23 protein-coding genes are annotated in these 21,614 nt (G+C 65.3%); 16 read left to right on the plus strand and 7 right to left on the minus strand.

The window, feature by feature from the left end:
- Positions 1-4: 4 nt before the first annotated feature.
- From mmsB to J2805_RS17785, 3 genes are read left to right on the plus strand one after another with little or no spacing between them, the layout of a single operon-like run.
- Positions 5-1,318 carry a multiple monosaccharide ABC transporter permease gene (gene mmsB, locus J2805_RS17775; protein ID WP_309978566.1) on the plus strand — a complete coding sequence of 438 codons (1,314 nt, stop codon included), beginning with the start codon at positions 5-7 and terminating at the stop codon, positions 1,316-1,318.
- Between the two features lie 44 nt (positions 1,319-1,362).
- A complete protein-coding gene (locus tag J2805_RS17780) occupies positions 1,363-1,572 on the plus strand; it encodes a hypothetical protein (RefSeq protein ID WP_309978568.1) in 210 nt (69 codons plus the stop codon).
- A gap of 14 nt (positions 1,573-1,586) precedes the next feature.
- A complete protein-coding gene (locus J2805_RS17785) occupies positions 1,587-1,817 on the plus strand; it encodes a hypothetical protein (protein ID WP_309978569.1) in 231 nt (76 codons plus the stop codon).
- Between the two features lie 84 nt (positions 1,818-1,901).
- Here J2805_RS17785 and J2805_RS17790 read toward each other — a convergent pair whose 3' ends face one another.
- The 3 genes from J2805_RS17790 to J2805_RS17800 all read right to left on the minus strand — a co-directional run bounded on the left by J2805_RS17790 (position 1,902) and on the right by J2805_RS17800 (position 4,317).
- The gene (locus J2805_RS17790) at positions 1,902-2,933 is read right to left on the minus strand and encodes an aldo/keto reductase (protein ID WP_309978571.1); all 1,032 of its coding nucleotides are present in this window, start codon (positions 2,931-2,933) and stop codon (positions 1,902-1,904) included.
- 8 nt (positions 2,934-2,941) lie between these two features.
- Complete coding sequence (locus J2805_RS17795; protein WP_309978572.1) at positions 2,942-3,814, minus strand: NAD-dependent epimerase/dehydratase family protein; 873 nt, start codon at positions 3,812-3,814, stop codon at positions 2,942-2,944.
- Between the two features lie 185 nt (positions 3,815-3,999).
- Entirely contained in the window at positions 4,000-4,317 is a 318-nt protein-coding gene (locus J2805_RS17800) for a DUF3040 domain-containing protein (protein ID WP_309978574.1), read from the minus strand.
- A 293-nt stretch (positions 4,318-4,610) separates the two neighbouring features.
- On the opposite strand from J2805_RS17800, the gene J2805_RS17805 reads away from it, so the two are divergent.
- A complete protein-coding gene (locus J2805_RS17805; RefSeq protein ID WP_309978575.1) occupies positions 4,611-5,249 on the plus strand; it encodes a response regulator transcription factor in 639 nt (212 codons plus the stop codon).
- A gap of 72 nt (positions 5,250-5,321) precedes the next feature.
- Here J2805_RS17805 and J2805_RS17810 read toward each other — a convergent pair whose 3' ends face one another.
- Positions 5,322-6,992 carry a GAF domain-containing sensor histidine kinase gene (locus J2805_RS17810; protein WP_309978578.1) on the minus strand — a complete coding sequence of 557 codons (1,671 nt, stop codon included), beginning with the start codon at positions 6,990-6,992 and terminating at the stop codon, positions 5,322-5,324.
- 269 nt (positions 6,993-7,261) lie between these two features.
- Here J2805_RS17810 and J2805_RS17815 point away from each other — a divergent pair, with 269 nt between their 5' ends.
- Positions 7,262-8,305: a glycosyltransferase family 4 protein gene (locus tag J2805_RS17815; RefSeq protein WP_309978580.1), complete on the plus strand. Its 1,044-nt coding sequence runs from the start codon at positions 7,262-7,264 to the stop codon at positions 8,303-8,305.
- 48 nt (positions 8,306-8,353) lie between these two features.
- Here the strand turns inward: J2805_RS17815 and J2805_RS17820 are convergent, their stop codons facing one another.
- Complete coding sequence (locus J2805_RS17820) at positions 8,354-9,682, minus strand: phosphoribosyltransferase (protein WP_309978581.1); 1,329 nt, start codon at positions 9,680-9,682, stop codon at positions 8,354-8,356.
- A gap of 365 nt (positions 9,683-10,047) precedes the next feature.
- Here J2805_RS17820 and J2805_RS17825 point away from each other — a divergent pair, with 365 nt between their 5' ends.
- From J2805_RS17825 to J2805_RS17855, 7 genes are all read left to right on the plus strand, one after another.
- Positions 10,048-10,791, plus strand: a complete 744-nt coding sequence (locus J2805_RS17825; RefSeq protein ID WP_309978583.1) for a GAF and ANTAR domain-containing protein — start codon at positions 10,048-10,050, stop codon at positions 10,789-10,791.
- Positions 10,792-10,993: 202 nt separating this feature from the next.
- The gene (locus J2805_RS17830; protein ID WP_309978586.1) at positions 10,994-12,016 is read left to right on the plus strand and encodes a LacI family DNA-binding transcriptional regulator; all 1,023 of its coding nucleotides are present in this window, start codon (positions 10,994-10,996) and stop codon (positions 12,014-12,016) included.
- Positions 12,017-12,143: 127 nt separating this feature from the next.
- On the plus strand, positions 12,144-13,376 hold the full coding sequence (locus J2805_RS17835) for a sugar ABC transporter substrate-binding protein (RefSeq protein WP_309978587.1): 1,233 nt from the start codon (positions 12,144-12,146) through the stop codon (positions 13,374-13,376).
- Positions 13,377-13,385: 9 nt separating this feature from the next.
- Positions 13,386-14,396 (plus strand): carbohydrate ABC transporter permease, encoded by a 1,011-nt coding sequence (locus J2805_RS17840; RefSeq protein ID WP_309978589.1) that lies wholly within the window; start codon positions 13,386-13,388, stop codon positions 14,394-14,396.
- A gap of 7 nt (positions 14,397-14,403) precedes the next feature.
- Positions 14,404-15,258, plus strand: a complete 855-nt coding sequence (locus tag J2805_RS17845) for a carbohydrate ABC transporter permease (RefSeq protein ID WP_309978591.1) — start codon at positions 14,404-14,406, stop codon at positions 15,256-15,258.
- A gap of 81 nt (positions 15,259-15,339) precedes the next feature.
- Positions 15,340-16,128: a ThuA domain-containing protein gene (locus J2805_RS17850; RefSeq protein WP_309978593.1), complete on the plus strand. Its 789-nt coding sequence runs from the start codon at positions 15,340-15,342 to the stop codon at positions 16,126-16,128.
- Positions 16,125-17,255, plus strand: a complete 1,131-nt coding sequence (locus tag J2805_RS17855) for a Gfo/Idh/MocA family protein (RefSeq protein WP_309978596.1) — start codon at positions 16,125-16,127, stop codon at positions 17,253-17,255. The genes J2805_RS17850 and J2805_RS17855 overlap by 4 nt, the downstream gene beginning before the upstream one ends.
- Here the strand turns inward: J2805_RS17855 and J2805_RS17860 are convergent.
- A complete protein-coding gene (locus J2805_RS17860) occupies positions 17,252-17,650 on the minus strand; it encodes a hypothetical protein (protein ID WP_309978598.1) in 399 nt (132 codons plus the stop codon). The two genes, J2805_RS17855 and J2805_RS17860, sit on opposite strands and share 4 nt — an antisense overlap.
- A 143-nt stretch (positions 17,651-17,793) precedes the next feature.
- On the opposite strand from J2805_RS17860, the gene J2805_RS17865 reads away from it, so the two are divergent.
- From J2805_RS17865 to J2805_RS17880, 4 genes are all read left to right on the plus strand, one after another.
- Complete coding sequence (locus J2805_RS17865) at positions 17,794-17,970, plus strand: CsbD family protein (protein ID WP_309978600.1); 177 nt, start codon at positions 17,794-17,796, stop codon at positions 17,968-17,970.
- 178 nt (positions 17,971-18,148) lie between these two features.
- Positions 18,149-19,096: an ABC transporter ATP-binding protein gene (locus tag J2805_RS17870; RefSeq protein ID WP_309978602.1), complete on the plus strand. Its 948-nt coding sequence runs from the start codon at positions 18,149-18,151 to the stop codon at positions 19,094-19,096.
- A 2-nt stretch (positions 19,097-19,098) separates the two neighbouring features.
- The gene (locus tag J2805_RS17875) at positions 19,099-20,349 is read left to right on the plus strand and encodes an ABC transporter permease (RefSeq protein WP_309978603.1); all 1,251 of its coding nucleotides are present in this window, start codon (positions 19,099-19,101) and stop codon (positions 20,347-20,349) included.
- A 28-nt stretch (positions 20,350-20,377) separates the two neighbouring features.
- Positions 20,378-21,361: a CapA family protein gene (locus J2805_RS17880; protein ID WP_309978606.1), complete on the plus strand. Its 984-nt coding sequence runs from the start codon at positions 20,378-20,380 to the stop codon at positions 21,359-21,361.
- On the opposite strand, the gene J2805_RS17885 is transcribed toward J2805_RS17880, so the two are convergent.
- Entirely contained in the window at positions 21,358-21,564 is a 207-nt protein-coding gene (locus J2805_RS17885; protein ID WP_309978608.1) for a hypothetical protein, read from the minus strand. The two genes, J2805_RS17880 and J2805_RS17885, sit on opposite strands and share 4 nt — an antisense overlap.
- Positions 21,565-21,614 lie beyond the last annotated feature (50 nt).

Genomic DNA, 21,614 nt, shown 5'->3' on the forward strand with positions numbered 1-21,614 from the left:
GAACATGTCCGCCCTACGAGAATCACTTGGCTTCCTGACAAGCCGCCTCCGCCAGGTTGGCATCTTCGTCGCCCTGATCCTGATCGTCCTGCTCTTCCAGGTCCTGACTGACGGCATCCTGCTGCAGCCGCAGAACGTCACCAACCTGGTGGTCCAGAACAGCTACATCCTGATCCTGGCCATAGGCATGGTCATGGTCATCATCGCCGGCCACATCGACCTCTCCGTCGGGTCCATTGCGGGCTTCATCGGCGCCGTATCCGGGGTGATGATCGTGCACTGGGGCTGGGCCTGGTGGATTGCCATCCCGGCCTGCCTGCTGGTCGGTGCCCTGGTGGGCGCCTGGCAGGGCTACTGGATCGCCTACGTGGGAATTCCCGCGTTCATCGTGACCCTAGCCGGCATGCTGATCTTCCGCGGACTGACCCTGATCACCCTCAAGAACCAGCAGATCACTCCGTTTCCGGCAGAACTGCGCGCCCTCGGCGGCGGCTTCCTGCCCGACATTTCCGGCGGCACCTCCGTCCTGGAATGGCTCACCGTCATCCTGGGCGTCGGAGGCACGGCGGCCATCCTCTTCCAGGCCATCAAGGAACGGCGTGTCCGCCGCAAGTTCAACCTGGAAAATGAGCCCATGGCCTGGTTCGCCATCAAGACCGGGTTCATCGCGCTGCTGATGCTCATCATCACGTTCCTGCTCGCCAGCTACCGGGGAACTCCCATTGTGCTGATCGTGCTGGCCGTCCTGGTCATCGTCTACTCGGCACTTATGAATAACAGCATCTTCGGCCGCCACACCTACGCGATCGGCGGCAACCTCCACGCAGCCGAACTCTCGGGCATCAAGACCAAGGCAGTGACCTTCCGGCTGTTCGTGAACATGGGTGTCCTGGCCGCGCTGGCCGGCCTCGTCTTCACGGCCCGCCTGAACTCCGCCCAGCCGGCCGGCGGCACGGGCTTCGAGCTGGACTCCATCGCTGCCGCGTTCATCGGCGGCGCCGCCGTGCAGGGCGGCATCGGCACGGTGGCCGGCGCCATGGTGGGCGGCCTGATCATGGGTGTCCTCAACAACGGCATGTCGATCCTCGGCCTCGGCACCGACTACCAGCAGCTCATCAAGGGCCTGGTGCTCCTCCTGGCCGTCGGCTTCGACATCTTCAACAAGAACCGCAGCAGCGGAGGCGGATCCGCCATCGGAAAACGGTTCAAGCTCAAGACGACACCGCCTGCCGGTGCAGAAACCAAGGAACCCGTCCAGGACCGCCCGGTGCCGGTCCCTGCCGGCACCGAGCAGGCAAGCGCAGTCCGCAACCCCTGAGACAGGCCTCCACCGGAAACCCCGACCAGCGAAAAGGACAGCCCATGCCCACACTCATTGAGCCGATCGACATTCAGGTCACCAGTCGGCGCGTCCTGGACGAACGCCTCGAGGCCGCCGTCAATGGCCTCCGGGAGGTGGCGATGCTGACCAGGACCCACGGAATCCTGATCACCCGCAACCGGCCCGGACACTACACCGTGGCCCTTTCCGAAGAGGTTCCGTTCGGAATGACCCGCGAACTGATCCGCTGAAGTAGGGTGCTCTCGTGTCCGAAGCGCCCGAAGACTGGCAGCGGCTAGTCGGCAGCTGGGTGGAGCTGCGCCACGACGGCCAATTTGTCCGCATCGGCGAGGTGGAAGACGCCACCCCTGACTCGTCCGTGCTGTGGCTGAAGTTCTACGGCAACCACGGCCGCCAACTGGTCGCCAAGACCGACGGCTACGAGATTCGCCGGATCGCCCACCGGCAGGATCAAAGGCAGGACCACCGGCAATGACAACAACAGGCAGGCCGACGGCGGCACGTACGTGCCGCCGTCGGCCTGCCTTTTCAGTTCCGCCAGCAGTGCGTCCCGAGGTGGTTAGCGGCCGCCCTCGATCTTCCGGGTGCGCTGCTCCTGCGCCATCGGGCCGTACGGATACACGCCCACGTTAGGCTGGCTGACCTCGGTCAGCCGCAGGGTTTCCTCCTCGGACAGCGTCAGGTCCGCCGCGGCGAGATTGTCCGCCAGCTGCTCCGTGGTGCGGACCCCGAGGATCACGGAGGTCACCGCAGGCCGGTCCGCCAGCCAGGCCAGCGCCACCTGCGAGGCGCTCACGCCGTGGTCCGCCGCGATCTTCTCAACGGTTCCGATGACCTCCCAGGTGCGCGGATTGTCGTTGCGGGCCTGCCAGGCCTCCATGCCGCGGCGGGGATTCTCGCCGAGCCGGGTGGCGCCCGCCGGTGCCTCGTCACGCCTGTATTTACCGGAGAGCCAGCCGCCGCCCAGCGGAGACCATGGCAGCAGGCCGATTCCGGCGTCCAAAGAGGCGGGAACGATCTCCGATTCAATTTCACGGACCAGCAGGCTGTACTGCGGCTGCAGGGTAACCGGTGCGCTCCAGCCGTGGGCCTTGGCGACGTGCACGGCCTTGGTCAGCTGCCAGCCCAGGAAGTTGGAGAAGCCGTAGTAGGCAATCTTGCCGCTGCTGACGGCGTCGTGAAGGAACCGCAGCGTCTCCTCCAGCGGCGTGATGGGATCCCAGGCGTGCATCTGGTACAGGTCGATCTGTTCCACGCCGAGGCGGCGCAGCGAATCATCCAGGGCACGCGTCAGGTGCCGGCGGGAGGTTCCGAGGTCGTTCGGGGCCTGGCCCATGGGGAAGCGGCCCTTGGTGGCCAGGACGGCACGGTCCCGGATCTCGGGACGGTGGGCCAGCCAGCGGCCGATGATCTGTTCCGAGACCCCCTGGCTGTAGACGTCCGCGGTGTCGATGAAGTTGCCGCCCGCTTCAAAGTAGTCATCAAGGATGGCGAAGGACGTGTCCTCGGTGGCTTCAGCGCCGAACGTCATGGTGCCCAGCGCATAGTTGGATACAACGGCGCCGCTGTTGCCTAGGGTGCGGTATTCCATAGTGCTCCTCAGTCTTCGGTGGGGGTGGTGCGGTTCGGGTGGTAGCTGCGCCAACTGTGCTCGGGGGCGTAGCCCAGGAGACGTTTGGCCTTGTCGATGGACAGCATGGTCTCGTGCTCGCCGAGCTCCTTGGTCACCGTGACCCCGGGGAAGACTTCCGCGGCCAGGTCGGCGCTGGAGCGGCTCATGACCGTGTCCTCGTTGGCGATAATGAATGCCTCAAATCCGGGCTTGCCGTTCTCCAATGCGCGGGCAACGGCCTGGGCACCGTCGCGGCCGTCGATGTAGCCCCAGAGGTTCCATTTGCGCAGCGTCGCATCCGCGTCGAAGGACGGGAAGTCCTCGTAGTCCTCAGGGTCCATGACATTGGAGAACCGCAGCCCCACAATGCTCAGGTCCGGATCCCAGCGGGTCAGTTGGATGGCCATCTGCTCCTCCAGGTGCTTGACGAGCGAGTAGGTGCTCTCCGGCCGGGCCGGGTATTCCTCGTCCACGGGAATGTAGGGCGGCTCAACGTCGAACGGCAGTCCCAGCACCGTCTCGCTGGAGGCGTAGACAATCTTCTTGATCCCCGCCCGGCGCGCGGCTTGGAAGACGTTGTAGGTGGCCAGCATGTTGTTCTCGAAGGTGGCCGCGTCCGGCGCAAGCCCGGGTGCCGGAATGGCACCCAGGTGCACGATCGCGTCAAAGCCCGCGTGGCGGTCGTCGAGGCCGAGGATGACGTCCAGCACCTGGCCGTAGTTGCGCAGGTCCACTTCGGTGAAGCCGCGGCCCCTGGTGCCCGACCGGTCCAGGTTCAGGACGTCATGGCCGTCCGCGGCAAGCCTGCGGACCACGCTTCTGCCCAGCTTTCCGCTTCCTCCGGTAACAGCAATTCTCATTAGGAACTCCTCTGGGTTGGTGGCGGCAGCGGTGCCCCTGAGGTCGCGGGGTACCGTCGTCGTCATTCCACCCTAGGGGCGCTGCGGCAGGGACGCAGCCCTTTTGGCTGGCCCTCTGAGTCCTAGGAAGGGTTGGCCCTGCCTGGCGGCGCCCTCAGGCCCGGCGGAGAGGCGTACTGGCGTCCTTAGATGTGCTGTGACTGGCCCGGCAGGCCAAGGCTCGGCCGTCCGAACGGAAGCCTGCTCGGCCCGATGCCCAGGGAGGCGTAGTAGCCGCCGGCCACCATCACCGCGAAGCCTGAGACGCCGAGGTAGAGCAGCTGCAGGGCGGCACCTGCGATCACCAGGAGGAATCCGCAGACCACGCACAGCGCACCGAGCACTACCCGGCGCATGAGTAAACGCCGCCGGCCTTCCATGCGCGCGGCGAATCTCGGATCATCCTCGATAAGCGATTGTTCGATCTGCCTGAGGATGTCCCTTTCGTGTTCAGAAAGCGGCATCATTACCTCCGAACTGGATTGATATTAAGGATCGTCCAGTCTGCCGTTATGTCAATAGAGCCGAAAGTCATGGACGCAAGCCGTTGACTTTGGACGACCCCTGTTCAGTGACTTTGTGCCCTAATCCCGCTTGCCGTGCAAGCCCTAACCTGAATTCATAGGCGCGGTAAACACCGCGCCACATCCCGGGAGCACCGTCATGAAGGCAGCAACGGCGAGCATCATCGCAGGCGCAGTCCTGCTGATGGCGGGCGTCCTGGCCGTTATCAATCCGACGAAACCAGGACCGGGTGATGCTCACGGTGGCCACTGACCCAGCACACGGGGAGAACGTTGTTGGGGGAACGCGGGTATACATCCTCGACAGCCATGCCCTCGTCCGGCTGGGACTGCGGGAACTGCTGGAAGAGGCGCATTTCGTGGTGGTTGGAGAGAGCGGGTCGGCGGCGGAGGCAAGCCTACGGATCCCTGCGCTCAACCCTGACCTGGTGGTGATCGGCGCGCATTTGCCGGAAGGCACCGGCATAGAGGTGTGCCGGGAAATCCTCGCCGATAACGCGTCGCTCCGGTGCCTGCTGCTCAGCAGTTACGACGACGACCACGCCCTAAGCGGTGCGGTATTGGCCGGGGCGGCCGGCTATGTGCTCCGGCAACTGCCCGGAACCGCCCTCGTGGAAGGAATCCGCAGGGTGGCCACCGGCGAATCGCTGCTGGCGCCAGGGGCCAAACGCAGGGTCATGGAAGGCCTGTACCAGGCGCAGGCGGATCGCCGGCACAGCGGCCTGAGCTCCCATGAGCTACGCGTCCTGGCGCTGATTGGCCAAGGCCTGACCAACAGCGAGATCAGCGAGGAGACACGCTTTGCCCGGGCCGCGGTGAAGATGCACGTGGCCGGAATTTTGGTGAAGCTCGGCTTCGAGCTGCGCAATTAGTTTCAGTCGCCTGGGTCCCGGTTTCCTGGGCCCCGCTTTCCCCTGCCGGCCGCTTTACCCGGTGACTTGGTCTTACTTGGAAGGGGCGCTCCAGGTCAGGCGCGTGCCGCGCCCCGGTGTGCTCTTTATGGAGCATTCACCGCCCAGGGCCACGGCCCGGTGCTTCATGTTGGCAATGCCGCTGATGCGCCTGGGGTTTTCGAACCCGCAGCCGTTGTCCGCAATCCTGAGCTCCACACCGTCTGGCCTGGCCGTCAGGGAGATGTCGATTTCATTGGCGCCGGAGTGCCGGACGGCGTTGCTCAGACCCTCGGACAGCACCGGCAGGAGCTGCTCGACGACGGCGTCGGGAACCGCTTCGTCCACCGGTCCCGTCAGCTGGACCTTGGGTGAGAATTCGGAGTTCCGGATCCCCTCGTGGATGGTCCGCATAATGAGGCCGGTAAGCGGCTCCTTCTGCCCGTGGCCGGTCCGCATGGAGTAAATAGTGTCCCTGAGTTCGTGGATGGTGCTGTCCAGTTCGGCAGTCACCGCCGAAATACGTTCCTGGGCCACGGGGTCCGGGATGTACCGCCGCAGGCTTTGCATGCTCAGGCCGGCGCCGAACAGCCGCTGGATCACCAGGTCGTGCAGGTCCCGGGCGATCCTGTCGCGGTCGGTGGACAGCAGCTGCTCTTCCCGGCGTTCCCGGGCCCTGGCCAGCCCCAGGGCCAACCCCACCCGGGAACCGAAAACGGCACTGGACTGGATGTCGGCCTGGAGGTACAGGGCTGCTCCTGGTGGCCGGGCAAGGATCAGGAGCCCGCACTCACTGCTCCTGCGCCCCAGGGCCGCTACCAACAGCGGGCCCACTTTCCCGTCAGTGTCGGGTCCGAACACGTCTTCGGGGTCCCGCACCAGTGCCGACAATCCCGTTTCAAGGACCTCGGAGAGGACTTCCGAGGCCGGCAGCTCCTGACCGGCGGGGAGGGACTGAACGCCCACCATGGTCCGGCACCGTTGTGTGCCGTCGGCGTCCGGATAGGCAATCATGGCCAGGATCGAGTCCGAAACAGTCAATGCCCGCTCCGCCACGAGGTCCAGGTTGTCCGTTTCTCCGGGGAACAGCGCCGAACTCAGCTGGTCGCTCACCTCAAGCCCGGCTTCCAGCCACCGTTGCCGCCGCCGCGTGTCCTCGTAGAGCCGAGCATTCTCGATGGCGACTCCCGCCGCCGACGCCAGGGCCGAGGCCAGCTCCTGGTCTTCCGGGGTGAACGGACCGCCGTCGAGCTTCTCGGTCAGGTAAAGGTTCCCGAACACGGCGCCCCGGACGCGGACGGGAACCCTCAGGAAGGTCTTCATATCAGGGTGGTTGGGCGGGAATCCGCTGGCCTTCCCGTGCGCACCCAGGTCGTCGAGCCGCAGGGCTTCGGGGTGGCTGACCAGGTGGCCGAGTACGCCGCGGCCCGTGGGGAGTTCGCCGATCAGCCGGGCGCCGTCGTCGTCAATTCCCACGGTGATGAAGTGTCCCAGCTGGTGATCGTCGTCGAGCACGCCCAGCGCGCCGTAGCGCGCGCCCACCAGTTCGCAGGCGGACTGCACCACACGGTCAAGAACGGCTTCGAGGCTGAGGTCCTCAGTCAGGGAGACTACGGCGCCCAGGAGGCCCTGCATCTGGTCTTGGGCGCGCACGAGTTCATCGGCCCGGGCAACGAAGTCGCGCAACAAATCCTCGGTGCGCCTACGGATGGGTTCACGCCACATGGCGCCATCGAACGAAGGCTGATTTGTACGGTGTGAAAACCGGAAGGTCCGGGATCATGCGGCTCCCCAAGGCAACGAGACTCACACGGCGGACTGCTTCACCGAGTTCCCATGATCAACCCCAGACTGATGACAACACAGTACCAAGACGGACACAGCCGCTCAAGGGACACCGGGCGGGACTAAAGACACTGGGAAGACGCGCGCGCTAATGGGAATCTAAGTCAGCGGAATACGGTGGCTTCCCCGAAAGGAGGAGGTGATCAGAGATGCGCATCGGACTGATCGCCCCGCCATGGCTTCTGGTGCCTCCACCACGTTACGGGGGCACCGAAGTGGTGGTGGACGGGCTGGCCCGAGGGCTGGCCGCGGCCGGGCACGAGGTCCTGCTGGCTGCCCCGGAAGGAAGCACCTGTCCGGTTCCCCTGGTGCCGGACATGCCGAAGCCGAGTTTCGACTCGTCCGCCATCTGGTCCGCCGGAGCCGAGCTGTACCATGTGGCCCGTGCCTATGCAGCGTTGACGGATGTGGACCTGGTGCACGACCACACCGTGGCCGGCCCTTTTTTCCGCTACCGCCCTGCTTCCCTGCCCGTGGTCACCACCAACCACGGACTGTTCAGCTCGCGCCTTGGCGATCTTTACCGGCTCATGGGGCCTGATGTGTCCATGGTGGCGATCTCGCATCGGCAGGCGGCCGACGCCGGAGGCGCCAGCATCGCCAGGGTGATCCATCACGGCATCGATGTGGACGCCGTTCCGGTGGGTGACGGAAGCGGCGGGTACGCTGCGTTCCTCGGGCGGATGAGTCCGGACAAGGGCCCGAGGGAAGCCATCCTGGTCGCCAGGGAGGCGGGTTTCAGGCTCCTGATGTCCGCCCGCGTCCAAGGCAAGGAGGAGTCCGACTTCTTCGACAGCCAGGTTGCCCCGCTCCTGGGCCCGGATGTGGAGTTCCTGGGTGAACTTACCGCAGCGGAAAAGTACCAGCTGCTGGGCGGCGCTGCGGCATTCCTCAACCCGATCCAGTGGCCCGAACCCTTCGGCCTGGTGATGATCGAAGCGCTGGCAACCGGCACTCCCGTGGTGGGTACGGCATCCGGTGCGGCCCCTGAAATCGTGGACGACGGCGTCACAGGCTACCTCCGCGGCACTATCCGGGAACTGGCCGAAGCCCTGGTCCTGGCGTCGGCACTGGACCGGCGCGCGTGCCGTCAGGCTGCCGAGCTGCGCTTCAGCATCGGGCGCATGGTGGCCGACCACGTCTCGTTATACAGCGAACTGTTGCTCGGCAGGATGCCCTCGCAGGGCCGCTAGACCGCGGATTCGATCACGTCACCCTGATCTCGACCCTATTCCCGCCGGTCATCCCTGTGCCGCGTCGGGTTCCCCCGGCACCAGGTAACGGACGAACCAGTCCCTGGCCAGTCCCGCGGCCTCGGACAGCGTCCCGGGTTCCTCGAACAGGTGTGTGGCTCCCGGCACCACCGTCAACTGGCTGGGACAGTGCATGAGGGCCTGGGCCCAATGGTTGAGCTCCAGTACCTCGCGATCGGCGCCGCCCACGATCAGGAGCGTTGGGGCACTGACGGCGTTGAGTTTTTTACCGGCGAGGTCCGGACGGCCTCCCCGCGAAACCACGGCCTCAACCCGCGCTCCCGGTTCCGCGGCCGCCCATAGCGCGGCCCCGGCGCCAGTGCTTGCCCCGAAGTACCCCACGCGGCTGCGGGCCGTTTCCGGCCGGTCGGCGAGCCACTCGGTTGCCGCCGCGAGCCTTCCGGCGAGCAGTTCGATGTCGAACACGTTGGCCCGATGGAGTTCCTCGGCGTGCGTCAGCAGGTCAAGGAGCAGTGTCCCGAGCCCCGCCCGCTGAAGGAATGAGGCCACAAATCGGTTGCGGGGGCTGTGCCTGCTGCTGCCGCTCCCGTGCGCGAAAACCACCACGGCCGCCGCCGGCGCGGGCAGGTAGAGATGCCCTTGAAGCCGCACTTCGTCCGCGTCGATCTCCACGTCCTCGTCGACGCCAGCCCCGTTCGCCGCTGACTGGGCGTTATGCAGCCGCTTGGCCGCAGCGTCCAGCAGCAGCACCACTTCGTCGTCGCCCGTGGGGGAAAAGTCGCGGTAGTGATAGCCGACGGCGGTGAAGTGGCGGGGCGTGGCAAGGCACACGGTCTCGTCCGCTTCCCTGAGGCCTGAAAGCGTGTCCGCCGGTGCCACCGGAACTGCGAGCACTACCTTGGCCGCCCCCAGCTGCCGGGCAATCAGGCACGCCACCCGTGCCGTGGAACCGGTGGCGATTCCGTCGTCGACAATCACGGCGGTGCGTCCTTTCAGGTCACTGCGGGTCCGTCCCTTCCTGAACCGTTCCACCCGCGTTTCCAGGACCGCGCGCTCGCGTTCCTCGACTGCTCCGAGTTCGGCTTCCGCCACCCGGACGTGGGAGATGATGTGCTTGTCCAGCACGCGTGCACCGCCCTCACCAATCGCCCCCATTGCCAGCTCAGGCTGGAAGGGAACGCCCAGTTTGCGCACCACGATAACGTCCAGCGGTGCATCGAGAGCCGCGGCGACTTCAAAGGCCACGGGAACGCCGCCCCGGGGCAATCCGAGGATCACGATGTTCTGGCCGCGAAGGTACTCCAGGCGCTGGCCCAGCCGCCGTCCCGCTTCAACCCGATCCTCGAAAATGCTCATCGCCAGCCGTTCGCAGTGTGACATTGGCCGCTGCGCGCCTGGCAGATGGGCGTGCGGAAAGGACGGCGACGGCCTCTTTCTCCCACTATCCGTCAGGCCGCGGCCGCCTGCGAGGGCCTTTCGGCCCGGATTCGGCGTCCGGGCGGCCTCCCGGCCCGCCGTGCACCGGCGTCGGGACACGTCACTTCACTGTTTCCGGAGCCCGTCAAAGTGATGTATATACTTTCTCGGTACGGTTCAGCAGAGGGCCGTTGGATAGTTCTACGATCCGGCTTCTCTGCGTGCTCCCCCGCGATTCAATTTCCAGCGTGGATGGCGGCGCTGCCGGCTCGTTTTGACCTGAACGAAACGGCAGCAAGAACATCGTGGCCAGCGAGTCGACCGCAGACACCGGAACGTCAATCAGCCAGCACCTGCATGAAATGGTGTTGAACAGTACAGATGTAGGCGAATTCCTTCACGAGCTCGCACGCGTATCCGCGCGCAGCCTTTCCGAACCGGGGGATGCCGTCCTGTGCGGGGTCACGCTCCTCCGCCACAAGAAGGCAGCGACGGTGGCCAGCAGCAGCCCGGAGGCGCAGGCCATGGACGAAATCCAGTACGCCTTCGGTGACGGCCCGTGCATGACAGCCTCCCGCGACCAGGAAACAGTCCACATCAGGGACCTTGCGGACCACGAACGCTGGCCCAACTACTCCGACACGGTCCTTGGCCACGGAGTCCGGTCCATCCTCGCCGTGCCGTTCCGCCTCGACGGCGACACCCGTGCGGCCCTGAACCTGTATTCGCACCGCCCCGGCCGGTTTGAGGGCAGGGTCCTGGAGCTCGCCGAGGACTTTGTCAGCCAGACGTCCATGGCCCTCCGGCTGGCCGTGCGGTTCGCCCACTTCAGCGAGACGGCGGAAAACCTGAAGGCAACGCTGGAGTCCCGCACGGCGATCGACGTTGCCATCGGCATCATCATGGCCCAGAACCGGTGCAGCCAGGAGGAGGCCTTCCAACTCCTCAAGGCTGCCTCAAGCGCCCGCAATGTGAAGCTGCACGGCGTGGCCACGGCCATTGTCGATTCGCTTGGCCACGGGCCGGCGAGGACGCACTTCGAGCTGTAAACGCTGCCGGCCGCCGAGACAATTCCGCCGAAATTAAACGTTGCGCCCCGCATGTGATGCATGCCATACTATTCCTCGATACGCATCGACGAAGCGCATCGACGACAGTTTCCGGAGCCGGAGCCTAGCTGGTACGAAACCAGATGGCCCGGAGCCCGGACTGCCGGCCCGGAAAGCCACAACGCACAGGAGGTGGGAAGGCATGCCAACCAGCAAAGACGTCGCGGAAGCGGCCGGCGTTGCCCAGAGCACCGTCTCCTACGTCCTGAGCGGCAAGCGGCCCATCTCCGAAAAAACCCGCAAAAAGGTCGAAGCGGCAATTGAGCAACTCACCTACCAGCCCAACGCCGGCGCCCGGGCGCTGGCGAGTCGCAAGACCCGCGTGATCGGCCTGGTCATTCCGTTCATCCCCGAGCTCCACATGGCATCGATCATGGAGTTCGTGTCGGTGATCGCCAACACCGCGCGCCAACACGACCACGACATTCTGCTGGTCACGGAGGACGAAGGGGCCCCTGGGCTCCGGCGGGTAGTGGGGCAACAGATCTGCGACGGACTCATCCTCATGCAGGTGGAAGGCGACGACGAACGCCTTCCTGTTGTCCGCAGCCTCAACGTACCGGTAGTGCTCATCGGCATCCCCCGGGACCCCACAGGGCTGGTCTGCATCGACGCGGACTTCGAAATGGCCGGCGATCAGTGCGTGCGGGACCTTGCAGCAGCCGGGCATTCCGTGGTCTCCGTGATTGATTGGCAGCCCGAGGTGGTGGACCGCCACGTCAACTACGTGGACCGCTTCATGCGCGGCACCGACAAAGCCGCAGGTGAACTCGGAGTGACGGTGCTGCACCTGCCGGGAGGCGCCGACCGGGACGTCATTGCGGATTCCGTGGACAAGGCCCTGGCCAAAACCACCGGAATCCCGGCCTTCGTCGCACCGGACGGCACGGTCCAGGACCTCCTCCGGCGGATCCTGTCCAGCCGAGGCCTCACCCCGGGAGTGGACGTTTCCGTTATCGGCAGCGCCTCCCCGACCCTTGCCGACCTCCAGCCCATCCCGCTTTCCACCATCGACCTGCGCCCAGCGGAAGTTTCCCGCCGCGCTGTGAAGATCATCTGCCAGCTCCTCGAAGCCGACTCCCCGGGACCACATGAATCCCTGGAGTTGGTCCCCACGGTCATAACGCACCGTTCCAGCACCCTCCGCCCACCCCGCGGCGCTTAGCTCCTCCACAGCTCGAACTCCTTTATGGACCCAACTTTTTTGACCTTCATTTTTTTGATCATCGTCGATACGCATCGATGATTCGCTTCGACTAATTCACCTTCCCAACAACACCAAGGAACAGACAATGAAGTCAGCAATCAGGAAACACCGGCCCCTCGCCGTTGCCGTCACCGCCCTCGTGGGCCTGCCGGTCCTGCTCTCCGGGTGCGGCACTGCCGCCTCATCCTCCACCCAGTCCGTGTCGGAGATCTCCGTCATGGACTACTACAACAACGAACCGGACAAGGGCTTCATCGGCGACGCACTGACCGCCTGCGGCACCAAGGCAGGCGTCACCATCAAGCGGGAGACGGTACCGGGCAAATCCCTGATCTCCAAGGTCCTCCAGCAGTCCTCCTCCAAGACACTGCCCGACGTCCTGATGCTGGACAACCCTGACCTGCAGCAGATAGCCGCCACGGGTGCATTGGCCCCCTTGGCTGACTTCAACATCAGCACCACCGATTTCGCCCCCGGCGTCCTCAGCGCGGGCACTTACAAGGACAAGGTCTACGGACTGGCCCCCACCGTCAACACCATCGCGCTGTTCTACAACAAGGACATCCTGGCGAAGGCCGGCGTCACCCCGCCCACCACGTGGGACGAACTGGAAGCCGCGGCGGCCAAGCTCACGTCCGGGGACCAGTACGGGCTGGCCTTCAACGCCAATCCCACCTACGAAGGCACCTGGCAGTTCCTGCCGGTCATGTGGTCCAACGGGGGCAACGAGAAGAACATCGACACCCAGGAGACGGCACAGGCCCTGCAGCTCTGGACCGACCTGGTGAAGGACGGTTCGGTGTCCTCCTCGGCCCTGAACTGGACACAGGCTGACGTCAAGGACCAGTTCCTTGCGGGCAAGGCCGCCATGATGGTCAACGGTCCGTGGCAGATCCCCTCCCTCGACAAGCAGGCCTCGCTGCAGTACGGCGTGGTCAAGATCCCGGTCCGGGAAGCCGGCCAGACCTCCGTTGCGCCGCTCGGAGGAGAAGTCTGGACCGTGCCGCAGACCGGGAACAAGGCCCGCCAGGCCAAGGCCGCTGAAGTGGTCTCCTGCCTGAACAGCGACGAAAACCAGCTGGCCATGGCCAAGGTCCGGAACACCATCCCGTCCAAGACCACCCTGGCTGCCACGTTCGCCGAGGAAAACCCCAAACTCGCCACCTTCACCGAACTCGTGAAGACGGCCCGGGCCCGCACCGGTCAGCTCGGCGAGGAATGGCCCGCACAGGCCACCAAGATCTACACCGCCATCCAGACCGCGCTCACCGGGAAGGCAGCCCCTGCGGATGCCCTGAAGCAAGCGCAGGGACAGTAGGCATAGGCAATGTCACTGACTACTGATCTGTCGCAGGCGACACCACCCCACGGGAAGGCCAACGGAAAGCCTGCTGCCGGAAAGACCGGCGGCGAGGGAACGGGACACACCGCGCCCGCGCCGCGGCGGCGCAGCCGCCAGCGGCGGGAGCGCCTCTTCCAGTGGCTGTTCCTGGTGCCCGCCGTCATCTACATGGCCCTGTTCTTCGGCTACCCCGTGGTCAAGAACGTCGTCATGAGCTTCCAGGACTACACCACCGCCACGTTCTTTACCGGCGAAGCCCCGTGGGTGGGGCTGGCCAACTACGTGACTGTCCTGTCGTCGTCGTTGTTCTCCACGTCCCTGCTCAACACGGTGCTGTTCACCGTGGGGTCCATCCTGGGCCAGTTCGTGATCGGCCTGGCGCTGGCCATCTTCTTCCAGCGGAAATTCCCGCTGAACGGGATCCTCCGCAGCCTGCTCCTTCTCCCCTGGCTGCTGCCCCTGATCGTCTCCAGTGCCGTATGGCGCTGGATCCTGGACAAGGACAGCGGCGCGTTGAACCGGTTCCTGGGCGACATGGGCATCATCGACACCGGCGTGCCGTGGCTGACCAGCACGTCGCTGGCCCTGATCGCCGTGGTCGGCGTCAACATCTGGATCGGCATCCCCTTCAATCTGACCATCCTCTACGGCGGCCTGCAGGAAATCCCCGACGAGCTCTACGAGGCCGGATCCCTGGACGGCGCCACGGGCTGGAAGGCGTTCCGGCACATCACCTGGCCCATGCTCCGGCCGGTGGTGAGCGTGGTCCTGGTGCTGGGCGTGGTGTACACGCTCAAGGTCCTGGACATCATCCTGGGCCTGACCAACGGCGGCCCGGCCAACTCGACCCAGACCATCGCAACGCAGTCCTACACGCTCTCCTTCCAGGAGTTCAAGTTCGGCGAGGGCGCCGCGCTGGGCAACGTCCTGGTAGTCATTTCGCTGGTGTTCGCGGTCCTGTACCTCCGTGCCAGCCGGCGAGCCGTAGATGAGTGAGGAAACCATGACGACGACAACTGCCTCCCGGGCGGCAATTACTACCCGCCTCGCCCCGGACCGCAAGAACTGGGGTTCCACGGCGCTGGCCATCTTCTTCCTGGCCATCATGCTGTTCCCGGTCTATTGGATGGTCAACGCCTCGCTGCAGCCCAACGGCACCACGCTGGAAACGTCCTGGCTGCCGCTGAAACCGGACTTCACCGGCTACGCCACCGCCATCAGTGAGCAGGGTGGCAACCTGGGCACCAGCCTGGTCATTTCGCTGGGCAGCGTTGCGCTGAGCCTGGCCATCGCAGCTCCGGCAGCCTATGCCCTGGCCTACTTCAAGGTCCGCGGTGCCGGCATCGTGCTGTTCGCGATCCTGATCAGCCAGATGATTCCCGGCATCGTGGTGGCCAACGCCCTCTACACCGCCTACAACGACCTCGGCCTGCTCAACTCCATCCCCGGGCTGATCCTGGCGGACTCGGCGCACGGCATTCCGTTCGCCATCCTGATCATCCGGGCGTTCATGAACGGCATGCCGGTCTCGGTGATCGAGGCGGCCAGGGTGGACGGCGCCGGGCACATCCGCGCGTTCTGGTCCATCGTGCTGCCGCTGAGCCGGAACTCGCTCATCACCGCCGGCCTGTTCACGTTCCTGTTCGCCTGGAGCGACTTCCTGTTTGCCCTGACGCTGACCACCACCGAAGCCGTCCGGCCCGTGACGCTGGGCATCTTCCAGTACATCGGCGCCTATGTAAACGACTGGAGTTCGGTCATGGCGACGGCGGTGCTCGCCTCCATCCCGGCCATCATCCTGCTGGTGGCTGCGCAGAAGTACATCGCTGCGGGCACAACCGGCGGAGCCGTTAAATAACTGGGCCGTCAAATAGCTGCACGGTTCAACAGCTAGTCCCTTCAACACATCCGACCACTCAAATTCTTCCAAGGAGAACCCATGACCACGCAAGCAACCCCGCAGGACGGCATTATCCGTGTCACTGTCTGGAGCGAGAACCGGCACGAAAAGCGCGACGAACTCGTGGCCCGCCTCTACCCCGACGGCATGCACGGCGCCGTCAAGGCAGGCATCGAGGAAAACCTCGGCGCCAAGGTCAGCGTCCGCACCGCCACCCTGGACGAACCCGAGCACGGCCTCACCGAAGAAGTCCTGGCCAACACCGACGTCCTGACCTGGTGGGGGCACATGTCCCACGGCGACGTGGACGACGAAATCGTGGAGCGGGTGCACCGCCACGTCCTGGCCGGCATGGGCCTGATCGTGCTGCACTCCGGGCACTGGTCCAAGATCTTCACTAAGCTCATGGGCACGTCCTGCACGCTGCGTTGGCGTTCCGAGCAGGACCGGGAACTCGTCTGGACCGTGGACCCCACCCACCCCATCGCCAAGGGAGTGCCGCACCCCATCGTGATCGACCAGCAGGAAATGTACGGCGAATTCTTCGACATCCCCACCCCCGAGGAACTCGTGTTCATCAGCTCCTTCAGCGGCGGCGAGGTCTTCCGCTCAGGCTGCACCTTCCGCCGCGGCCACGGAAAAATCTTCTTCTTCAGCCCGGGCGACCAGGACTATCCCGTCTATCACCACAAGGACGTCCGCCGCGTCATCGCGAACGCCGTCGAGTGGGCCGTCACCGACCGCCCCGAGCGCGCCTACCCCGAACTGCTGCGTTACGAAACGAACGATTTCTTCAACGGCAAGACCTACCAGGGGGCTACCGCGTGAGCACCTCCTTCGCCACCATCCCCGACGACGGAACTCCGCTGCGCGTCGTCGTCGTCGGCGCCGGCGGCATGGGCCGCGCCTGGCTGAACACGGTCGAACAGTCACCGGACGTGGAACTCGCCGGCATCGTCGACCTTGACCTTGCGGCCGCCCGCGCGGCGGCCGCCGCCATCGGGCGCCCGGACCTTCCGGTCGGGACCGGCACCGCGACGCTGGCAGCCGACGTCGGAGCCCGGGCCGTCATCAACGTCACCGTCCCTGCCGCGCACCATCCGGTGACCGCCGAGGCGCTGGCTGCCGGCCTGCCCGTCCTGGGCGAAAAGCCCGTTGCCTCGACGGTGGTGCAGGGCCTGTCCCTCGCCGCCGCCGCCGAACTGTCCGGGCAGCTGTTCATGGTCAGCCAATCCCGGCGCTACAACCGGCAGCTTTTCGAGGCGAAGCGCCTTGCCGCCTCGCTGGGCAGCGTCGGCATCATTTCGGCCGAGTTCTTCAAGGCTCCGCATTTCGGCGGCTTCCGCGACGCCATGGACCACCCGCTCCTGCTGGACATGGCCATCCACCAGTTCGACATGGCCCGGTTCCTGCTCGACGCCGACCCGGTCTCCGTCTTCTGCGAGGAGTACAACCCGTCCTGGAGCTGGTACCGCGGTGATGCCGGAGCGAGCGCCATCTTCGAGATGACAGGCGGCGAACGCTTCGTTTTCACCGGCAGCTGGTGCAGCCCCGGACAGGAGACGTCCTGGAACGCGTCATGGCGGATCAGCGGCGAACACGGCACCGTGCTGTGGGACGGCGACAACGATCCGACATTGGAAACGGTGGAATCCATGGGGGCCACAGTGGCGGCCAACAGCCAGGATCCCGGGCAGGAGATCGCAGGCTCACTGCGGGAGTTCGTGGCTGCGCTCCGCGCCGGGAGCAACCCCATGGGGCAGGTCCACCGGAACATCATGAGCCTGGCGATGGTGGAGGCCGCAGTGCTCAGCGCTTCCAGCGGAACCCGGGTTTCCGTCGATGCCCTGCTGGAGGAGTCCTACCGGCAGGCCATCCTGGCCGAACGTGACCCCGGCGCACTGGAGGTCCTCAAGTCCTGGCCTTCCGCCCGGACCGCCCTTTCCGCCGCTTAGAACATCGGCAGCAGGAAGCCGGCAATCAGGGCTGCGGCCCCGATCCCGCTCAGGATCCAGCCAAGGACTCCGGCCGCCTCGCCGCGAACCTCCGGCGCGCTGGTCTGCCACCGGGTGGGCGTCTTCACCGCGTAGTGAATGGTGACGGCGTCCCCCGGGGCCATGTGCCGGATGTCGTGCGGAGACATTGGCGCGTTGTGGACCTGGTAATGGTGGTCGAACCAGCGGAAACCCACGCCGCTCTCGTCGGAGTAGACCACGCCCTCCGACTGGGTCCACTGATCTTCAAACCGCCGCATCGCCGCCACGGCCACCAGGAGGACCAGGCCGGCAGGCAGGCAAATCCAGGTCAGCACTTCCAGGATGGGGCCTGCAATGTCGAGAACTCCGGGCATGGTCATGATGCTACCGTCCCCGTGCGTCTGATGCGGACCCGAAAAGTCGCATGGAAAATAGCGCAGCCGGTTGCACCTAGGGTGGAGGGGCAACGGTCGGCATCCGCCTTCCTGCGACTGATCAACTGATTGAGGAAACAAACATGGGTTTGGGCGACAAGATCAAGAACGCGACCGAGAAGGCAATCGGCGAGGCCAAGGAAGCATTCGGGAAACTGACTGGCAACGGCAAGCTGGAGACCGAGGGCAAGACTGATCAGGGCACGGCCGACGCGAAGCACGCCGCCGAGGACGTCAAGGACACCATCAACGACAAGTAGTCGTTACCGGATGGCCGGGCCGCGGAGACTTCCGCGCCCCGGCCATTTTTTATGCCCGCCGGCCGGGACCTTCGCCCCTTCCGCCTTGGGGCATCGGCGGCCAGTCTGGTCACATGGCAGCCCGCCCCGGGGGAAAGAGACACGGGCAGGCAATTGATCGGCACAGGCGGCGACGGCCATGGACGAGGCAGTGGTCCACATCAGCGGCTTCCGGATGGACTTCGCGGACACCACCGTGGTCCGCAACCTTTCCTTCGACGTCCGGAAAGGCGAGACCTTCGGATTCCTGGGCAGCAACGGCTCAGGGAAGACCACCACCATCCGAGCACTCCTGGGTCTATACGAACCCACGGCAGGGATCCTGCACGTCAACGGGCGCCCCTTCAAACCGGAGCACGGCAGCCGGCTGGGCTACCTTCCCGAGGAACGGGGGCTGTACAAGAAGGAAAAGGTCATTGACGTCATGACCTACTTCGGCCGGCTCAAGGGACTGGACCGGCACGCCGCGCGGCAGTGGTCCCTGGCGTACCTCGACCGCGTGGACCTGGCCGGCAAGGCCGCCACCCAGGTGGACAAGCTCTCCAGCGGCGAGCAGCAGAAGGTCCAGCTCGGCGTCACCATCATGAACCGTCCCGAGCTCCTCATCCTGGACGAACCAACCAAGGGTTTCGACCCGGTGAACCGCCGGCTGCTGATGGATATCATCGCGGAGCAGAAGAACGACGGCGCCACGGTGGTCATGGTGACGCACCAGATGGAGGAGGTGGAGCGGCTCTGTGACCGGATCATCCTTCTGAAGGACGGCACCTCCGAGGCCTACGGCACCATTGATGAGGTCCAGAATAAGTACGGCGGAAGGATTGTCCGCCTCCGGCACTCAGGGTCCATTCCGGCGTCACCCCACTATGAGGTGACGCTGAAGGAAACGAACTATGCGGAGCTGTCCATCTCTGATGACACCGATGAAGCGGCCATCCTGCGGGAACTCATGGACGCCGGCGTGGTGATCCGCAGTTTCACCACCACCAAGATCTCGCTGGAGGACATCTTCATCCGCGTTTACGGCGAGCAGCACGCACCGCCGTCGCCTGTCGCCGCCGGCGTGGGCCTGAGGGCGGGGGCCTAGACGTGGCACAGCACAATCTGGGCACGGTGATCAGGTTCGAGTTCGTCCGCACGGTCACCAAGCCGCGCTTCTGGATCGGAACACTGTCCGTGCCCGTCATCATGGCCATCGTGTTCGGGATGATCTTCCTTAGCAACACGAGCACCAGCACGGCCGCCGAGGCCCAGAAGAACGCCCAGTTCAGCATCTCCTACGTGGATGCCTCCGGCCTGATCACCCCCGCCGACGCCGCCGCGTTCGGCGCCACTGCCGCGGCGTCGTCCGACGCCGGGATCCGGGCCGTCCAGTCCGGCGCCGTCGATGCCTACTTTGAGTTCCCGGCACATCCCGAGAACACGGCAGTGCGGGTGTACGGGACGGACAAAGGTGTTTTCGAGAACGGCAAGTACGCCGCCGTCGCCCAGGCCATGCTCGCCCACGCCGTTGCCTTGAGGATCGGCTCACCGCAACTGTCCAGCCTGGCGGGCGGGACTGTGCAGGTGGAAACCGTCACGTACCAGGGCTCCGATTTGGCCGGGGGCATGAACTCCGTGATTCCGCCGCTTGCCTTCCTGGTGGTCTTCTACGGACTCGTGGTGCTCCTGGCCGGACAGATGCTGAATTCCACTCTGGAGGAAAAGGAGAACCGGGTCACCGAAATGATCCTGACCACGCTGAAACCCACTACCCTCATCACCGGCAAGGTGCTGGCGCTGTTCATGGTGGGCATGGTGCAGGTGGCCGTCTTCGCTTCCCCCGTCCTGATCGGCGCGCTCTTCTACCGTGACGCCCTGAGCATCCCCGAGGTCGAGGCGTCCCGGCTTGTCTTCGATCCCGCGCGCATGAGCGTCGGCTTCCTGATCCTCGTGGGCGGCTTCGCCTTGTTCACCACCACGCTGGTGGCTATCGGCGCCGTGATGCCCACAGCGAAGGAGGCCGGTAATTTCATGGGCGTGATGATCGCCTTGATATTCATTCCCTTCTATTCAGTCAGCCTGGTGGTCTCCGAGCCGCATTCGCCGATCGTGCAGGTGTTCACCTACTTCCCGTTCTCCGCGCCGGTCACGGCTTTGCTGCGGAACGCCTTCGGCTCACTGGGCAACTTTGAGGCCGCGGTGGTGATCGCCATCCTCTACGCCGGGGCCGCAGTGATGCTCCGTGTGGCCGTGCGCCTATTCCAGTACGGCTCGATCTCCTACACCTCAAAGGTCCGCATCAGGACCGCCCTCAAAGCGGGGTCACGGCACGCCGTCGCCGGCCCTGCGCAGCAGTAGGCCAACCTGTGGAGGGCGGAGGCGCACCATGCGCATGGTGTTGCTGGGCGACGTAATGCTGGGCCGGCTGGTGAACCAGAGGCTCAAGACAGCCGCGCCCGGTTTCCCCTGGGGCGACACGCTTCCCGTCCTGGACCAGGCGGATATCAGGTTCGCCAACCTCGAGTGCGTCCTGGCCGACAGCGGCACCCCGCAGCCTGGAAAGGTGTTCCATTTCCGCTCGGACACCCGGAACGTCGCCGTCCTGACGGCGGCCGGCATCAACGCCGTGTCCCTCGCCAACAACCACGTACTGGACTACGGAGCGGAGGCCTTAAGCGAGACCCTGCCCGTGCTGGACAGCAACGGGATCCTGCACGCCGGGGCCGGACCGGACCAGGACTATGCGCGCCGGCCTGCGGTCAGGCGGGTGGGTCAAACCGCCGTCGGGTTCATCGCCTTCACGGACAACCAGCCGGACTGGGAAGCAGGGCCGCAGCGGCCAGGGGTCCATTACGTACCGGCGGACGACAGTGCCCGGCATGACCCCCGGGTCCGGGACCTGCTGGCGCTGGTCAGCCGCACCAAGGCCAGGGTGGACCTGTTGGTGGTTTCCGCGCACTGGGGCGGCAACTGGGGAGCCGAGGTACCGCCGGGGCACCGGCGCCTTGGCAAGGCGCTGGTCGACGCCGGGTCGGACCTCGTGTTCGGGCACTCGGCGCACATCTTCCGGGGGGTGGAGATCCACCGCGGCCGGCCCATTATCTACAGCGCCGGTGACTTCATCGACGATTACGCCGTGGACGCCGAGGAGCGCAACGACCAGTCCTTCATCTTCTGCGTGGAGTTCTCCGGCGGCGTGCCCGTCCGGCTGCGGCTCCATCCGACCGTCATCACCGGGTTCCAGGCGCGATTGGCCGGGAAAAGCGCGCAACGGATCGCCACACGGATGCAGGGGCTGTGCGCCCGCCTGGGAACACAGAGTGAATGGTCCGCCGACACGGGCGTGCTGGAAATTCCGGTGGGCAGTTAGTCCCGCTTGTCCCGCTCGCTGAATTCCTCATCGAGGTCGTAGTGCCTGAATTCCGTTTCGGGATTCGGTTCGCCTTCGGCCACATACTCGTAATCGAGTTGGCGCTGGATCTGGCTGTCGAGGACCTGAAGGTCCTTGTCCCCGACCGCGGAGAGATCTTCCGGAAACTCGTCTTCCGGGGTGAGATGCAGCTTCTCGGACATGTCGTGCCTCTCTTGGCCAGGAACTGGGTGCTGTTCTGGCAGCATCCTGG

This window comes from Arthrobacter oryzae (assembly GCF_031454875.1).
Classification (GTDB): Bacteria; Actinomycetota; Actinomycetes; order Actinomycetales; family Micrococcaceae; genus Arthrobacter; species Arthrobacter oryzae_D.

Bases quoted from the DNA above. Each gene is read 5' to 3' on its own strand.
- J2805_RS17840 (WP_309978589.1), top strand. From the start codon at position 13,386: ATGTCACTGACTACTGATCTGTCGCAGGCGACACCACCCCACGGGAAG.
- J2805_RS17860 (WP_309978598.1), bottom strand. From the start codon at position 17,650: ATGCCCGGAGTTCTCGACATTGCAGGCCCCATCCTGGAAGTGCTGACC.
- J2805_RS17885 (WP_309978608.1), bottom strand. From the start codon at position 21,564: ATGTCCGAGAAGCTGCATCTCACCCCGGAAGACGAGTTTCCGGAAGAT.
- mmsB (WP_309978566.1), top strand. From the start codon at position 5: ATGTCCGCCCTACGAGAATCACTTGGCTTCCTGACAAGCCGCCTCCGC.
- J2805_RS17870 (WP_309978602.1), top strand. From the start codon at position 18,149: ATGGACGAGGCAGTGGTCCACATCAGCGGCTTCCGGATGGACTTCGCG.
- J2805_RS17800 (WP_309978574.1), bottom strand. From the start codon at position 4,317: ATGCCGCTTTCTGAACACGAAAGGGACATCCTCAGGCAGATCGAACAA.
- J2805_RS17865 (WP_309978600.1), top strand. From the start codon at position 17,794: ATGGGTTTGGGCGACAAGATCAAGAACGCGACCGAGAAGGCAATCGGC.
- J2805_RS17790 (WP_309978571.1), bottom strand. From the start codon at position 2,933: ATGGAATACCGCACCCTAGGCAACAGCGGCGCCGTTGTATCCAACTAT.
- J2805_RS17850 (WP_309978593.1), top strand. From the start codon at position 15,340: ATGACCACGCAAGCAACCCCGCAGGACGGCATTATCCGTGTCACTGTC.
- J2805_RS17780 (WP_309978568.1), top strand. From the start codon at position 1,363: ATGCCCACACTCATTGAGCCGATCGACATTCAGGTCACCAGTCGGCGC.
- J2805_RS17810 (WP_309978578.1), bottom strand. From the start codon at position 6,992: ATGTGGCGTGAACCCATCCGTAGGCGCACCGAGGATTTGTTGCGCGAC.
- J2805_RS17835 (WP_309978587.1), top strand. From the start codon at position 12,144: ATGAAGTCAGCAATCAGGAAACACCGGCCCCTCGCCGTTGCCGTCACC.
- J2805_RS17795 (WP_309978572.1), bottom strand. From the start codon at position 3,814: ATGAGAATTGCTGTTACCGGAGGAAGCGGAAAGCTGGGCAGAAGCGTG.
- J2805_RS17880 (WP_309978606.1), top strand. From the start codon at position 20,378: ATGCGCATGGTGTTGCTGGGCGACGTAATGCTGGGCCGGCTGGTGAAC.
- J2805_RS17815 (WP_309978580.1), top strand. From the start codon at position 7,262: ATGCGCATCGGACTGATCGCCCCGCCATGGCTTCTGGTGCCTCCACCA.
- J2805_RS17830 (WP_309978586.1), top strand. From the start codon at position 10,994: ATGCCAACCAGCAAAGACGTCGCGGAAGCGGCCGGCGTTGCCCAGAGC.
- J2805_RS17820 (WP_309978581.1), bottom strand. From the start codon at position 9,682: ATGAGCATTTTCGAGGATCGGGTTGAAGCGGGACGGCGGCTGGGCCAG.
- J2805_RS17845 (WP_309978591.1), top strand. From the start codon at position 14,404: ATGACGACGACAACTGCCTCCCGGGCGGCAATTACTACCCGCCTCGCC.
- J2805_RS17805 (WP_309978575.1), top strand. From the start codon at position 4,611: ATGCTCACGGTGGCCACTGACCCAGCACACGGGGAGAACGTTGTTGGG.